Source organism: Paraburkholderia sp. C35 (assembly GCF_003121405.1).
GTDB lineage: Bacteria > Pseudomonadota > Gammaproteobacteria > Burkholderiales > Burkholderiaceae > Paraburkholderia.
Window position 1 is genome coordinate 59,297 of the sequence record NZ_QBUY01000003.1, and the last position, 12,940, is coordinate 72,236.

The 12,940-nt window shown below is 63.1% G+C and carries 14 protein-coding genes; 8 read left to right on the top strand and 6 right to left on the bottom strand.

Annotation, left to right across the window (positions count from 1 at the left end; translation table 11 throughout):
* Positions 1-34 precede the first annotated feature (34 nt).
* The 3 genes from DK391_RS02655 to DK391_RS02665 all read left to right on the top strand — a co-directional run bounded on the left by DK391_RS02655 (position 35) and on the right by DK391_RS02665 (position 1,644).
* On the top strand, positions 35-394 hold the full coding sequence (locus DK391_RS02655) for a DUF3564 domain-containing protein (protein ID WP_109476441.1): 360 nt from the start codon (positions 35-37) through the stop codon (positions 392-394).
* 241 nt (positions 395-635) lie between these two features.
* The gene (locus DK391_RS02660) at positions 636-1,394 is read left to right on the top strand and encodes a DNA/RNA non-specific endonuclease (protein WP_109476442.1); all 759 of its coding nucleotides are present in this window, start codon (positions 636-638) and stop codon (positions 1,392-1,394) included.
* On the top strand, positions 1,387-1,644 hold the full coding sequence (locus DK391_RS02665) for a hypothetical protein (RefSeq protein WP_109476443.1): 258 nt from the start codon (positions 1,387-1,389) through the stop codon (positions 1,642-1,644). The genes DK391_RS02660 and DK391_RS02665 overlap by 8 nt, the downstream gene beginning before the upstream one ends.
* Before the next feature lie 16 nt (positions 1,645-1,660).
* Here DK391_RS02665 and DK391_RS02670 read toward each other — a convergent pair whose 3' ends face one another.
* The gene (locus DK391_RS02670; protein ID WP_109476444.1) at positions 1,661-3,382 is read right to left on the bottom strand and encodes a tetratricopeptide repeat-containing glycosyltransferase family protein; all 1,722 of its coding nucleotides are present in this window, start codon (positions 3,380-3,382) and stop codon (positions 1,661-1,663) included.
* A gap of 229 nt (positions 3,383-3,611) precedes the next feature.
* Entirely contained in the window at positions 3,612-4,325 is a 714-nt protein-coding gene (locus DK391_RS02675) for a Crp/Fnr family transcriptional regulator (protein ID WP_109476445.1), read from the bottom strand.
* 116 nt (positions 4,326-4,441) lie between these two features.
* Here DK391_RS02675 and DK391_RS02680 point away from each other — a divergent pair, with 116 nt between their 5' ends.
* Positions 4,442-4,987: an Mpo1-like protein gene (locus DK391_RS02680; protein WP_109476446.1), complete on the top strand. Its 546-nt coding sequence runs from the start codon at positions 4,442-4,444 to the stop codon at positions 4,985-4,987.
* Between the two features lie 51 nt (positions 4,988-5,038).
* Here the strand turns inward: DK391_RS02680 and rarD are convergent, their stop codons facing one another.
* Complete coding sequence (gene rarD / locus DK391_RS02685) at positions 5,039-5,929, bottom strand: EamA family transporter RarD (protein ID WP_109476447.1); 891 nt, start codon at positions 5,927-5,929, stop codon at positions 5,039-5,041.
* A 484-nt stretch (positions 5,930-6,413) separates the two neighbouring features.
* Between rarD and egtD the strand changes: the two genes are divergently transcribed.
* On the top strand, positions 6,414-7,394 hold the full coding sequence (gene egtD / locus DK391_RS02690) for an L-histidine N(alpha)-methyltransferase (RefSeq protein WP_109476448.1): 981 nt from the start codon (positions 6,414-6,416) through the stop codon (positions 7,392-7,394).
* Between the two features lie 72 nt (positions 7,395-7,466).
* On the opposite strand, the gene DK391_RS02695 is transcribed toward egtD, so the two are convergent.
* On the bottom strand, positions 7,467-7,763 hold the full coding sequence (locus tag DK391_RS02695; protein WP_109476449.1) for an acylphosphatase: 297 nt from the start codon (positions 7,761-7,763) through the stop codon (positions 7,467-7,469).
* A gap of 177 nt (positions 7,764-7,940) precedes the next feature.
* Here DK391_RS02695 and hpnA point away from each other — a divergent pair, with 177 nt between their 5' ends.
* The gene (gene hpnA, locus DK391_RS02700; protein ID WP_109476450.1) at positions 7,941-8,951 is read left to right on the top strand and encodes a hopanoid-associated sugar epimerase; all 1,011 of its coding nucleotides are present in this window, start codon (positions 7,941-7,943) and stop codon (positions 8,949-8,951) included.
* 120 nt (positions 8,952-9,071) lie between these two features.
* Positions 9,072-9,602, top strand: a complete 531-nt coding sequence (locus tag DK391_RS02705; RefSeq protein WP_109476451.1) for a hypothetical protein — start codon at positions 9,072-9,074, stop codon at positions 9,600-9,602.
* A gap of 57 nt (positions 9,603-9,659) precedes the next feature.
* Here the strand turns inward: DK391_RS02705 and DK391_RS02710 are convergent, their stop codons facing one another.
* Entirely contained in the window at positions 9,660-10,343 is a 684-nt protein-coding gene (locus DK391_RS02710) for a lytic transglycosylase domain-containing protein (protein WP_109476452.1), read from the bottom strand.
* Positions 10,340-11,518, bottom strand: coding sequence for a glycosyltransferase (locus DK391_RS02715; protein WP_109476453.1), 1,179 nt, complete (start codon positions 11,516-11,518; stop codon positions 10,340-10,342). Before DK391_RS02715 ends, DK391_RS02710 begins: the two co-directional genes overlap by 4 nt.
* 472 nt (positions 11,519-11,990) lie before the next feature.
* Here DK391_RS02715 and ispH point away from each other — a divergent pair, with 472 nt between their 5' ends.
* Positions 11,991-12,935, top strand: coding sequence for a 4-hydroxy-3-methylbut-2-enyl diphosphate reductase (ispH, locus tag DK391_RS02720; RefSeq protein ID WP_109476454.1), 945 nt, complete (start codon positions 11,991-11,993; stop codon positions 12,933-12,935).
* Positions 12,936-12,940: the final 5 nt, after the last annotated feature.

Consider the following 12,940-nt stretch of genomic DNA (forward strand, 5'->3'; position numbering starts at 1 on the left):
CGCACATACTCAATTTCCACCGGGGGATTTCTGCATGCGGCTGACAATATTGATCAACGGTTCAGACCCCACCGTCAATCACGATTACGCCGTGCTCTGGCTCGATACAGAAGAGCGCCGCTGGTCGAGAGAAGCACACGATGGGATCGACCTGCCTCCATGGGGCGAACTTCGTGACGACAACGGCGTCACCCGGCTCTGCGCGCCGAGCGCAGAGGCACCTTTATGCACCTTGAATGGGCTGCACGTGGATGGACGGCAGCGCGTCAGTTCGGTGCAAGGCAGCGCGGCGTGGTCGTCGGACCGGACGCACACGCCGATGAACGGCTACTGGCGCCTGCAGGCCGTCGACCGCTTGCCCGTCAACGCCGAGCACAGCGTGTTCGGACGCTAAGCCTGCTTGCTATTCACGCCCGCGTCGCACGCCCCTCGCGCGCGGGCTTTCGCTTCACGTCGAACCTGTACGCTTCCCTGCCACGCGAGCAACGCATCGCGCATTAACCTGCCGTGCCGAATCGCGTCGTGACGCTTCTGCCGATTCACTCGAAATTTCTCAAGTAACGACCTGTAAGCCCTTGCATTGCGCATAGGTCGCACGGCTATACTTGCGGCCCCTCATCCGCATTTCCCGATCTATGAAGAAGTGGTTAGTCAGCCTGCTCATGGTTGCCGCGAGTCACGCGACTCACGCCTGGGCAGCCACGTCGTGCACGGATTTCACGCCCAACGCCCAATGGCCCGTGCTGACGAACACAAAAATGGCACCGAAATCGCGCATGCTGTGCTACTCCGATTTCGCCGTTCTGCATTCCGGCATCACGCACGGTCCGCTATGGTCCGCCGAGCATCTGACGCGCGACCATATCGAAGCCGCCAAAGACATGGTGCGCACCAACAAGTTCTTCGAAGACTCTCGCCTGCCCGACGGTGAAGGCGCACCGCTCGCCGACTACAAGCGCAGCGGCTTCGATCGCGGACATATGAGTCCTGCAGGCAATCGATGGAATGAGCAGGCGATGGCACAATCGTTCTCGCTCGCGAACGTCGTGCCGCAGAACCGCGAAAACAACCAGCGCATGTGGTCGCATATCGAAACGGCCGTGCGCAAACTCGCGGTGAAATACGACGATACGTATGTGGTCACCGGCCCAATGTTCGTCGGCTCGCAATTGCAGACCATCGGACCGACGCGGGTGTTCGTGCCGACGCAGTTGTTCAAGGTCATCTACGTGCCGTCGAAGAAGCTCGCGTTTGCGATCGTCGCGGATAACGTGGCAACGGACCGCTACGAAGTGAAGTCGGTGCATGAACTCGAGGCGATCAGCGGCATCCGCTTTCCGGGCATTCCGGAGGGCCTGAAAGACCAACGTCCGGGAGGGCTGAAAGGTGTTTAAAGCGTATTCCAACGACGACGACGTGCTCAACATCCAGGGCGACGCGCTCACCGTATCCAACGGCACGACGCGCGTCACCGTGAACGGCACGCTCGATATCACGAAGGACAAGCGCGGCCTGAAAGCAGCGCTGGCACTGAAAGAAGCGCTCGATGGCATCGTCGCCGCGCTGCAGGCGGACGCGCATCTGCCTGAGCAGGTGAAGGAAGCGCCCGACGCGAAGCCGGGCGTGATCGACAATCCGTTCTAGTGCTGGGCGCGGGTCGTCAGTGCGTTGCAGCGGGTTCGAACAGGTCCGCGAGCGCGTGTGCGACTCGCGCGACCACATCGTCCCAGTCGTTCGGCGCTATCTGCCGGAATAGCCGCGCGGTCGGATACCACGGCGAATCGTCGCGATCGCGGAACCAGCGCCAGCACGCGTCGTAGCGCGACAGGATCCACACCGGCCGGTTGAGCGCGCCCGCCAGATGCGCCATCGACGTATCCACGGTAATCACCAGATCCAGGTTCTCGACGATAGCAGCCGTATCGGCGAAATCCTGCACCTCGTCCATCGGATCGAACGGACGATATTCCGCGGGCAATTGCCCGATCTGCGGGCGCGTCGCAGCGCCCTTCTGAAGGCTCACGAAAGTCACGCCCGGCACGCGCAACAGCGGCAGATACGATAGTGCCGTCAGCGAGCGGCGCTGATCGATGGCATTTGAACTGGGGTCGTGCGGACGCGGATCGCCTGCCCATACGAGGCCAACCTTGCGTCCTTCTGCGGGCAAGCGGTTGCGCCAATGCTGCGCGAGTGCAGCAGGTGCGCGCAGATAAGGCATGGGCGCCGGAATCGTATCGACGGTCGTGCCGAACAGCATCGGCAGACTGAGCATGAAGCACCAGTAATCGTGCGCTTGAATCGACGATTCGCCGTCGAGCGAATAGACGGCATCGACGCCCTCGAGGCTCTCGAACAGCCGCTGCAAAGGCGACTGGCAAGCGACGCTCACCTTCGCCGCACCACGCGCCTTCAGCATCGACACATAGCGGCAAAACTGCAGGCAATCGCCAAAGCCCTGCTCCGGCCACACGAGCAGCGATTTGCCGTGCAGCGGCTCGCCGCGCCATTGCGGATAAGGCACGGGCGGCGGATACACGCTGCGTGTGCCGATGGCTTCGTGATAGCGCGATTCGTACAATGCCCAACCCTGCGCGTAATCGCCGATGCACAGCAGCGGCAACGCGAGATTCGCCTTCGCGCCGACGTAATCGGGCCGTAGCGCGAGCGCCTGACGGTACGCCGCAATTGCATCTTCGATGCGGCCCTGCTGCCACAACACGTTACCGAGATTGTTATGCGCTTCGGGCACGTCGGCGTTGAGTGCCAGCGCCTCGCGGCACGCCGCTTCTGCTTCGGGCAGGCGGTTGAGTTCCAGCAGCAGCAAGCCGAGATTATTATGCGCGCTCGCATCGCCCGGCTTGCGGCTGACGACGTCCCGATACGCAGTCTCGGCCTCCGGCAAACGCTTCAGTTGCCACAGCATCACGCCCAGGTTGTTGCGTGCCGTCACGTAGTCCGGCGCGATGGCGAGCGCGCGCAGAAACGCGGCTTCCGCTTCCGGCTCGCGCTTGAGATCGCGCAGCACGAGGCCAAGATTATTCAATGCCTTGGTGAGATCGGGTTTGATCGACAGCGCGCGGCGGTAGGCGTGCTCGGCCTGTTCGAGCTGTTTGCGTCCGTAGAACCAGCCGCCCAGATCGTTGTGCGCTTCGGCGAGGTCGATCGTATCGTCGATGGCCGGCTTGCCCGCTTCTGCCTCTCCTGCATCCAGAATGTCGTTCAGACAGACCGCTGCGAGGTTCATCGCTTCGGGGTGCGCGGGATCGCGTTGCAGCATCTCGTCGAGCAATGCGAGCGCCTCTGCGAGATGTCCGGACGAATAGAGCGAGAACGACGCCTGATAGCGCTCGGCAGGCGAGAGCGCGGTAACTGACGGATTCATTTCAATCCTTTGGAATTCTTAATAGTTCAGCGAGTGTGCCGCGCAACAGCGATCGGGCCTGACCGGCCTGTGAGAGACAGGGAATGCGTGACGGCGGCGGCAACGATGAAGACCGCAACGAAGACCGCGGCAACGGCTAACGGTGGCGAAAAAAGTATAGGCGATCGTACCTTGGCCAGCCGATGATCTATCTCTAAAGTCCGTCAGATGAGACGCACGCCAATAGCGATCAGCTACGCGCCGTGTCGCTGTCAGTCGATGCCGCAAGCATGCGTAACCGGTCCGCATCGACGATCTCGATCTCCGCATAACGCAAGGCGAGCGCGCCTTGTGCTTCGAACTGCTTGAGGATCTGATTGGTGGTTTGACGGGACAGCGCGAGCATCATCGCGAGATCTTCCTGCGGCACCTTGAGCACGCGCCGCAGCATGGTCGAGCCGTCGCCGTAGCCGCCCGCCATCAACAACAGACGGCGCGCGATGCGCTGCGCGGCTGGCAGCAGCGCGGCTTCTTCGATGGCATCGAAGGCAAGGCGCAACTTGTGGGTAAGCAGCAAGCCGAATGCATGCCAGAAGGCGGGCGTGCGTTCGAGCAACGCAGTGAGCGCCGCGCGTGGCACATGAAACAGCAGCGTGTCGCGTTCGGCATACGCATCGTGCGTGCGCGACTGGCCGTCGAACAGCGCGATCTCGCCGAACCAGTTCACGGGTTCGATCACCGCGAGCAATGCCTCCTTGCCGCTTGCGCTGGCGGCGCCAATCCGCATCAAGCCATCGAGCACGCAATAGAAACCATCGTCGGTATCGCCGCGGCTGAACAGGCGCTGACCCGCAGGCAGTTGCCGCGTGCGGCCAAGCGCGACCAGTTCCGCACGCAGCGCGTCGGGCGCGTCGCGAAACCAGGCGCTGCCGTCGAGCAAATCGGAAAGCTCTGTCGAAGTCATCGTTCAGGGGCGCGTCAGTGGTCAATTACAGATGAAGGATTCCAATTGTCGGCTAGCCGAAAGTGTCGCAGCGCGCCGCCGGCGATTATGATGACTTTCAACGAGGAACTGCATCCATGAGAACGCTCACTGACCAGCTTGCGCAATACGCCGCCTATCATCGCGACCGCCGCAACATCGCGACGCACTTCATCGGCATTCCGATGATCGTGCTCGCGCTCGCCGTGCTGCTGAGCCGTCCCGCGTGGACGGTGGCCGCGCTGCCATTTGCGGTGTCGCCGGCGTGGGTGCTGTTCGGCCTGAGCGTGATCTACTACTTCGTGCTGGACGTACCGCTCGGTTTGATGATGACGATCGTGTCCGCGCTGTGCGTGGCGTGCGGCGCGTGGCTCGCGCAGCAGTCCACGCTGACCTGGCTCGCATCGGGCATCGGCCTGTTCATCGTTGGCTGGGTGTTCCAGTTCGTCGGGCATGTTGCCTACGAGCATCGCAAGCCCGCTTTCGTCGACGATGTGATCGGCCTGTTGATCGGGCCGCTGTTCGTGCTCGCCGAAGCGCTGTTCGCGTTCGGCTGGCGTCCCACGTTGCGTGAGTCGATCGAAGCCAGGGTCGGGCCGACGCGCGGTGATGCGGCGCATGGCGCCGCGCGGCATCGGTCTTGAGGTGCTGTCAGTGTGAGGGCCGCCGGGTTTGCACGGCGCCCCAGAAGCGCATCAACGCGGCGCGAGCAGCCTCGCGCTGTGCAGCGCCGTCAAACCGACGGCAATCCAGATCGGCACATAGGTGCCAAGCTGCTGCGCCGTCAGGCTCTCGCCGAGCAGCGTCACCGACACCACGACCAGCAACACCGGCTCCACGTAACCGAGAATGCCGAACAGCGCCATCGGCAGCATCCGGCTTGCTTTCAGATAGGTCGCGAGCGCAACCGTGCTCAGCGCGCCAAGTCCTGGCAACAGCAGCAGCCACATGTCGATACGGCCCGACAGCAGCGCGAGCGAGCCGCCATGCAACGCCATGGCGAGCGCAAAAGGCAGCAGCAGCGACATTTCGAGCGCAAACGCCGTCAGCGAATCGGCGTTGATCTTGCGGCGCAACACGAAGTACGGCGGATAGCCGAGCGCGACTAGCAGCGTGGGCCACGAGAACGCGCGCGTCACCCACAACTCATGCAGCACGCCGAGCGCCGCGCATGCAACGGCGAGCCACTGCAAGGGTTCGAGCCGCTCGCGGTAGTAGAACCGGCCGATCAGCACCATCGTCAGCGGCAACAGGAAATAGCCCAGCGACACTTCGAGCATGCGCCCATGCAGCGGCGCCCACAGGAACACCCACAACTGCGCGCCAAGCAGCAGCGCGCTGGCAGCCAGTAACAGCGCCGTGCGCGGCTCGCGGACCACGCGCTGCAACAGCACGCGCAATTGCGGCAACCGCGAGCGCAAGGCGATCAGCGTAAACGCGCCCGGCACGGTCCAGATCACGCGCCAGGCGAAGATGTCGAGTCCCGTCAACGGCGTGAGCAGCTTCGCGTAGACGGACATGAGGGCAAACAGCGTCGATGCGCTCACGGAGAGAGCAATGCCACGCCCTGGTTGATAAGCGTTCATCGGTGCGTCCGCAGCGAAGCGTCAGCGGTACGGCGGGGCGCGATGTCGCGAGTCGAGTGATCCATTATTAAGTCTTGTTTTAACTGCGCGACCTGCGCGCCGCTCCAGGTGGAGCGCACTGCATCGCGTGAAGCGCGCATTCTAGCGGTTGCGAACGCATCGTTCGTTTTTTCCGCCTGGCAGTTCCCGTGCAGATTCATGCGGGATGCACTATAAAAACTAACTTCATGGTCACGCCGCATGGTCGGCGAATCGTCGGCGGAAACACGCGCCTGTTTTTTGCTTCTGTGTTCCGCTCATGGCCGCTGTGACGCGGCTTTCAACCTGCTTCCACGCGTCTTCGGCGCAAGAACGCAGACACGTGCCGGTCATCGAATGCGCTCAGGCTTGTACGCCTGAACGTGCGCCGGTCCACTCACTCCAGACGCACTCGCTCTTCCGCAGTCCGCACGCCATCACTGGAACGAGACAACACGGAGACAACATGACTCAGCCAGCCGTATCGCATCATCTGTCGCACGACGTATCGCCGGAGTTCGCCGCCGCCGTTCGCGCTGGCCTCAGCAAGCATCCTCAGAAGGAACTGCCGTCGAAGTATCTCTACGATGAAGTCGGTTCAGCGCTGTTCGAAGTGATCACCGCGCTGCCGGAATATGGCGTGACGCGCGCCGAAGAACGCCTGCTTGCGGAACACGCGGGTGACATCGTCGCGCATTTGCCGCACGATGCGATCGTCGCTGAACTGGGCAGCGGCAGTGGCCGCAAGACGCGCCGCATTCTCGAAGCGCTCTGTAAAAAGCGCCCCACGACTTACAGTCCGATTGAAATTTCGCGCACCGCTTTGCAATTGTGCCGACGCGAACTTGGCGATATCGAGCGCATTTCGATCGTCGGTTATGAGCGCGATTACCTCGCGGGCCTCGCTGAAGTCAGCAAGCGCCGCGCGAAAGACGAACCGCTGCTGGTGCTGTTTCTCGGCAGCACGATCGGTAATTTCGGCCGGCTCGCGGCAACGCGCTTTCTGCGCGACATCCGCAACATGCTCGCGCCCGGCGATGCGCTGCTGCTCGGCACCGACCGCGAAAAGCCCGTGCCCGTGCTGATCTCCGCGTACGACGATCCGATTGGCGTGACGGCTGCGGTCAACCTGAATCTGCTCGCGCGCATCAACCGCGAACTGGACGGCGATTTTCCGCTCGATGCCTTCGAGCACGTCGCGCGGTTCAATCCGGACGTGCGCAGCATCGAAATGCATCTGCGCGCGAAGCGGCGCGTCACGGCGCAGGTGCGCGCGGCGAAGCTGACCGTCGAGTTACAGGAAGGCGAGTCGATCTGGACGGAAAGCAGCCACAAGTATCGTCCGGAAGAACTGCATGCGATCGCCGACGACGCCAACTTCACCTGCAGCCGTCAATGGATCGAGCGCGATTGGGGTTTTGCGGAGAGCCTGCTGGTCGCACGCTGATGCGCGTGACGTGAAAAAAAGCGCGCGAGGCTCGACACCTCGCGCGCTTTTTTCATGGCGTGCAACTGCGCTTCAATGCTGCTCGACGCGTTCGTAACGTTTGTCGCTGGCGCGCTCTTCGTGCGTGACTTCCGTCACGCGCGCCGCCGGCGGGCCGTGACGCAACCACGACAGCATCCGGTCGAGCTGATGCGCCGGGCCTTGCAGCAAGGCTTCGACGGAACCGTCTTCCAGGTTTGCCACCCATCCTCGAATGCCGAGCGCGTGCGCCTGGCGCACCGTCGCGTGCCGAAAGCCGACGCCCTGCACTACGCCGCGCACCCGCACGTAATACGTTTCGATCCGCGAATCGAGATCCGTGCCGGACATGCTTGTTCCTCCTTTTATGCGTTTCGATGCCTTCCACATGTTTACGCGGGCATTCTAGTCGCGCCGCGTGTGCTTTGCTCGCGCGCTTCGCGCACGGAAGGCTGCGAGCGCGGCGCACGCCATCGGCAGCACGTACAATCCGACCTCTGCGAACCTTCAAACACGTCACAGCAAGCAATGACCGATCAGACCCGCGATCTCGTACTCGTCACCGGCGCATCCGGTTTCGTCGGCTCGGCCGTCGCGCGCATCGCGCAGCAGAAAGGCTTCGCCGTGCGCGTGCTCGTGCGTCCGACCAGCCCGCGCCGCAACGTCGAATCGCTCGATGCGGAGATCGCCGTCGGCGACATGCGCGACGAGGCGTCGATGCGCGCCGCGCTGCGCGGCGTGCGCTATCTGCTGCACGTTGCGGCCGATTACCGGCTGTGGGCGCCCGATCCGCTCGAAATCGAGCGCTCGAATCTGGAAGGCACGGAAGCGACCATGCGCGCCGCGCTCGCGGAAGGCGTCGAGCGCATCGTCTACACGAGCAGCGTCGCGACGCTGAAGGTGACGGGCTCGGGCGCATCCGTCGACGAAACCTCGCCGATGACGGCGCAACAGGCCATCGGCGTGTACAAACGCAGCAAGGTGCTGGCGGAGCGCGCGGTCGAACGCATGATCGCCAACGACGGCCTGCCTGCCGTGATCGTCAACCCGTCCACGCCGATCGGGCCGCGCGACGTGAAGCCCACGCCGCCGGGCCGCATCATCGTCGAAGCGGCGCTCGGCAAGATTCCCGCCTTCGTCGATACCGGGCTGAATCTCGTGCATGTCGATGATGTCGCGATGGGCCATTTTCTTGCGCTCGAACGCGGCAAGATCGGCGAACGCTACATTCTCGGCGGCGAAAATCTGCCGCTACAGCAGATGCTCGCGGACATCGCGGGTATGGTCGGCCGCAAGCCGCCGACCATCGCGCTGCCGCGCTGGCCGCTGTATCCGCTCGCGCTCGGCGCAGAAGCCGTCGCCAAGTTCACGAAGCGCGAGCCGTTCGTCACCGTCGACGGACTGAAGATGTCGAAGAACAAGATGTACTTCACGTCGGCGAAAGCAGAGCGCGAACTCGGCTACCAGGCGCGGCCGTATCGCGAAGGTTTGCGCGATGCGCTCGACTGGTTCCGCGAGGCGGGTTATCTCAAGGCGTGACGCCTCTCACGCGGGTTTTCTGGCCGCTCGCACACGCTTTGTTACAACTCGCGTTGCCGACACGAAAGCTGACGTCAGCGCGCAGAAGGTAAAATCGCGGGTCTTATCAGAGAACTACGCATGAATCTTCAGGAACAGATTGGCGCGCTCGAATCGGAAGTCGAGCAGCTCATTCAGGCTGCGACGGCTTCGCGCGAAGCCAAAGCCGCGGCCGATGCCGCGCCCGGTCAACATGTGAATGGCGAAGCGGCAGCCGCTGCCGAGTCGCCCGTCGAAACGGCGGGTGCAGAACCGCAGGCTCAGGCAGCGGAACCTGTCGCGGAAGAAAAGCCGACACTGCACATCGACCGCCCGAGCCAGAACGAAATCACGATGACCATCGGCGGCAAGTCGGTCACATTGCATCCGTTGCAACTGGGTCAGCTGATCGAGGAACTGGCGAACGCGCGTGCGTCGATGGAACCGGAAGTCCCGCCGAATCTGCCTTCCGGCTGGCGTTTCGTGTCGACGAAGAATCCCGTCATGGCGGCGCAGAAGCAGTCCAACGGCGACCGTCTGCTGGTGTTGCGCCACACGGGGCACGGCTGGGTACCGTTCCAGTTCTCGCCCGACATGGTCATCCAGATGTACATGATGCTCACGCAAAAGTGATGCGCGACGGCCCGCCGGGCCGTCAGATGCATGCTTTTACGTCTTCGTGTCGCCAGGTCAGTGTGACCGCGGCAGCAACGAATTCAGCAGACTGGTGGCGCGCTGCGTAACGCTTGGGCTGCTCGCCGGATCGTCGATCGGGCTCACATACACCACCGGCCCGATGCACAGCGACGTATAGCGCGCGTCACAGCCACCGTCGCGCGACGCCAGCGGCTGGTCCGCGCCCGATACCGCGCTGGCATCCGCATTCACCACGTCCGCGAAGGTCTTCACGCGGCCCGTGACCTTCTCGGCATACGCCTGCGAACCGCCGTAACTCTTCAACGCGGCGTTCAGATCGCCGCCCGACGACTTCACATAGCCATACAGAATTGCCGATCCGACCTCGATGTTGGTCTCGGGATCGGTGAGATCCTTTACGTCTTTCAGCATGCGCTTGTGCGCGCCGGGCACGACCTGCATCAGCCCCGTCGCGCCGTTGCCGCCCTTGGCCTTTTCCTTGAAGCGCGATTCGATCGAGATGATCGCGAGAATCAGCGCGGGCGGCAGCGCGTACTTGTCCGACGCGGCGCGCACCGCGTTCGAAATCTGTTCGGCCTTTTCTTTCGCGAGGCCGAATTTTTGGCGCAGATAATCGGAAGTGTGATCGGCGGGAGGCGGCGGCTGGGTCTGATCGTCGGCCAACGCACCTTGCATCAAACCGAGCGCGACGACGATCAGGCAGACGAGCCGCTTCATTGATTGGTCCCGGCCGGCGCCTGCACGCGCGCCTTCCACTGGCCGCCCTTGCCTCGCCAATAGCGGACGGCTGAGCCAAACGTCGCGCTGACATAAAACAGCGCAATAAACGGCAGGAACGGCGCCCATAGCGGCGAGCGGTGGTAGTAGCGCAGCATCGGCGCATACGCGCAGCACATCGCGGCCCACGCCAGCCACGCGGGCCAGCCTTTCGCGCCGAGCACGATGGCGACCACGGGCGGCACGAGATAGATGATCGTCATGCCGAGCAGCGTGCCCGCCAGCAGCCACGCCGAATAGCGCAACTGCGTGAATGCGGTGCGCGCGATCATGTTCCAGATCTCACGCCAACTGTCGTACGGACGCAGCGAGATACTGCGCGCCGCCACATCGAGGCGGATCGGATGGCGCCCTTCACCGCGATGCTTGATGCGCGCCGCCAGGCTGCAATCGTCGATCAGTTCGGCGCGGATCGATTCGATGCCGCCCGCTTCTTCCAGCGCCGTGCGGCGCACCAGCATGCAGCCGCCTGCCGCGCCCGCCGTGCGGTTGCGCGGGTTGTTGACCCACGAGAACGGATACAGCTTGGCGAAGAAGAACACGAAGGCGGGAATCAGCGCCTTTTCCCAGAACGAATCGCAGCGCAGACGGACCATCAGCGAGACGAGATCGCGCTTTTCGGCGTCGGCGCGCATTACGAGTTGCGTGAGCGCGTCGGACGGATGGCCGATGTCGGCGTCCGTCAGCAGCAGATATTCGGGCGCGTAGCCAAGCGAGCGCGCCGCCTCGATGCCCTGCGACTGCGCCCAGACCTTGCCCGACCAGCCCGCCGGCAGCGGCTTCGCGCTAATCACGGTGAGGCGGTCGGGGCATTTCAGCGCCAGCGCGGCGGCGCGTGCAGCGTCGGCGGTGCCGTCGGTGCTGTGGTCGTCGACGACGATCACGTGGAATTCGCCCGGATAGTCCTGTTCGAGCAACGAGGTCACGGCCCGCGCGATCACGTCCGCTTCGTTGCGCGCCGGCACGACGGCGGCCACGCCCTGCCACGCTTCACGCGCTTCGGGCGCGAGCGGCGCAGCAGGCTGCGCACGCCAGAAGCCGCCGCGGGCGAACAGCAGCACACACCAGATCAACAGCGACAGACACGCCAACAGAAACAGAACCGCCGCAATCATGCATTGCCCTCTATGAAAGCCGCGCGCCTGGAACGCGGCGACAGGCACGGCGCGCCAACAACACCTGCGGCGCGGCGCCAATCGTGGAAATCGAGCACGAGCCAGTCATCAAATATGTGATAGGCCGCCTTTTCGATACGTTCAAGAATGCGTCGTCGGGAAAAGACGTCGCAGAAAATTCAAAGACTGCGCGCCGGAGCGCACAGGCGATGCGTCGGCGCAACAAAGCCCGATAGTTTAAGGGTTCCAGCCAACAGGCGCAGCGAGTCATTTTTGCCGTGCAAGGCGCCTCACAAATGCCACACTCCCGGGCGCCTGAAAAGCAAACAGACGGCGATAGCGTTAGAATGCGCGTTTGGTCTCAAGTATCGACTTTCGTCGGATTTAAGACATCAACTAAATACAGACGCGGCGAACAGGTCCTTTTTACCGATCTGTCCGGAATCCCGCGTCAGTCGGAGTTCGCCAGCCTATGCGAGTCATCCTTGCTCAACCCCGCGGCTTTTGTGCGGGAGTCGTAAGGGCGATCGAAATTGTCGATCGCGCTTTGCAGCAACATGGCGCACCTGTTTACGTGCGTCATGAAATCGTCCACAACAGGCACGTGGTCGATAATCTTCGCCGTAAAGGCGCGCGCTTCGTCGAGGAACTCGATGAAGTGCCGCAGGGCGCAGTTGCCATTTTCAGTGCCCACGGTGTTGCGCAAAGCGTCGAACGCGACGCGGAGCAGCGCGGCCTCGACGTGCTCGATGCCACCTGCCCGCTGGTGACGAAGGTCCATGTGCAAGGTCGTCAGTATGTCGGCGGGGGCCGCACGCTGATCCTGATCGGTCACGCGGGCCATCCCGAGGTTGAAGGTACGATTGGCCAGATTCCGGGCAAGGTGCTGCTCGTGCAAAGCGAAGCCGAAGTGGCCAAGCTGGAACTGCCGATCGACACGCCGCTCGCATATGTCACGCAGACCACGCTGTCGGTGGACGACACGCGCGGCATTATCGACGCGTTGAAGCGCCGTTTTCCGGACATCGTCGGTCCGGATACGCGCGACATCTGCTACGCGACGCAAAACCGCCAGGCAGCCGTGCGCGAGCTCAGCTCGCAGGTCGACGTGCTGCTGGTGGTCGGCGCAACGAACAGCTCGAACTCGAACCGTCTGCGCGAAATCGGCAGCGAATCGGGTCTGCCGAGCTTCCTCGTCGCCGATGGTTCCGAAGTCAAGCCGGAATGGTTCGCCAACGTGAAGACGGTCGGTATCACGGCGGGCGCGTCGGCACCTGAAGAGATGGTCGAGAACGTAATCGATGCGCTCCGCGCACTGGGCCCCGTCGACGTAACCACGATGGCGGGACGTGAAGAAAAGGTTGAATTCAAGTTGCCGTCGAAGCTGACGCAACCACTCGCCGCACGCGAAGTTTAAGGAGG

Bases quoted from the DNA above. Each gene is read 5' to 3' on its own strand.
- DK391_RS02655 (WP_109476441.1), top strand. From the start codon at position 35: ATGCGGCTGACAATATTGATCAACGGTTCAGACCCCACCGTCAATCAC.
- DK391_RS02660 (WP_109476442.1), top strand. From the start codon at position 636: ATGAAGAAGTGGTTAGTCAGCCTGCTCATGGTTGCCGCGAGTCACGCG.
- DK391_RS02670 (WP_109476444.1), bottom strand. From the start codon at position 3,382: ATGAATCCGTCAGTTACCGCGCTCTCGCCTGCCGAGCGCTATCAGGCG.
- DK391_RS02675 (WP_109476445.1), bottom strand. From the start codon at position 4,325: ATGACTTCGACAGAGCTTTCCGATTTGCTCGACGGCAGCGCCTGGTTT.
- DK391_RS02680 (WP_109476446.1), top strand. From the start codon at position 4,442: ATGAGAACGCTCACTGACCAGCTTGCGCAATACGCCGCCTATCATCGC.
- rarD (WP_109476447.1), bottom strand. From the start codon at position 5,929: ATGAACGCTTATCAACCAGGGCGTGGCATTGCTCTCTCCGTGAGCGCA.
- egtD (WP_109476448.1), top strand. From the start codon at position 6,414: ATGACTCAGCCAGCCGTATCGCATCATCTGTCGCACGACGTATCGCCG.
- DK391_RS02695 (WP_109476449.1), bottom strand. From the start codon at position 7,763: ATGTCCGGCACGGATCTCGATTCGCGGATCGAAACGTATTACGTGCGG.
- hpnA (WP_109476450.1), top strand. From the start codon at position 7,941: ATGACCGATCAGACCCGCGATCTCGTACTCGTCACCGGCGCATCCGGT.
- DK391_RS02705 (WP_109476451.1), top strand. From the start codon at position 9,072: ATGAATCTTCAGGAACAGATTGGCGCGCTCGAATCGGAAGTCGAGCAG.
- DK391_RS02710 (WP_109476452.1), bottom strand. From the start codon at position 10,343: ATGAAGCGGCTCGTCTGCCTGATCGTCGTCGCGCTCGGTTTGATGCAA.
- DK391_RS02715 (WP_109476453.1), bottom strand. From the start codon at position 11,518: ATGATTGCGGCGGTTCTGTTTCTGTTGGCGTGTCTGTCGCTGTTGATC.
- ispH (WP_109476454.1), top strand. From the start codon at position 11,991: ATGCGAGTCATCCTTGCTCAACCCCGCGGCTTTTGTGCGGGAGTCGTA.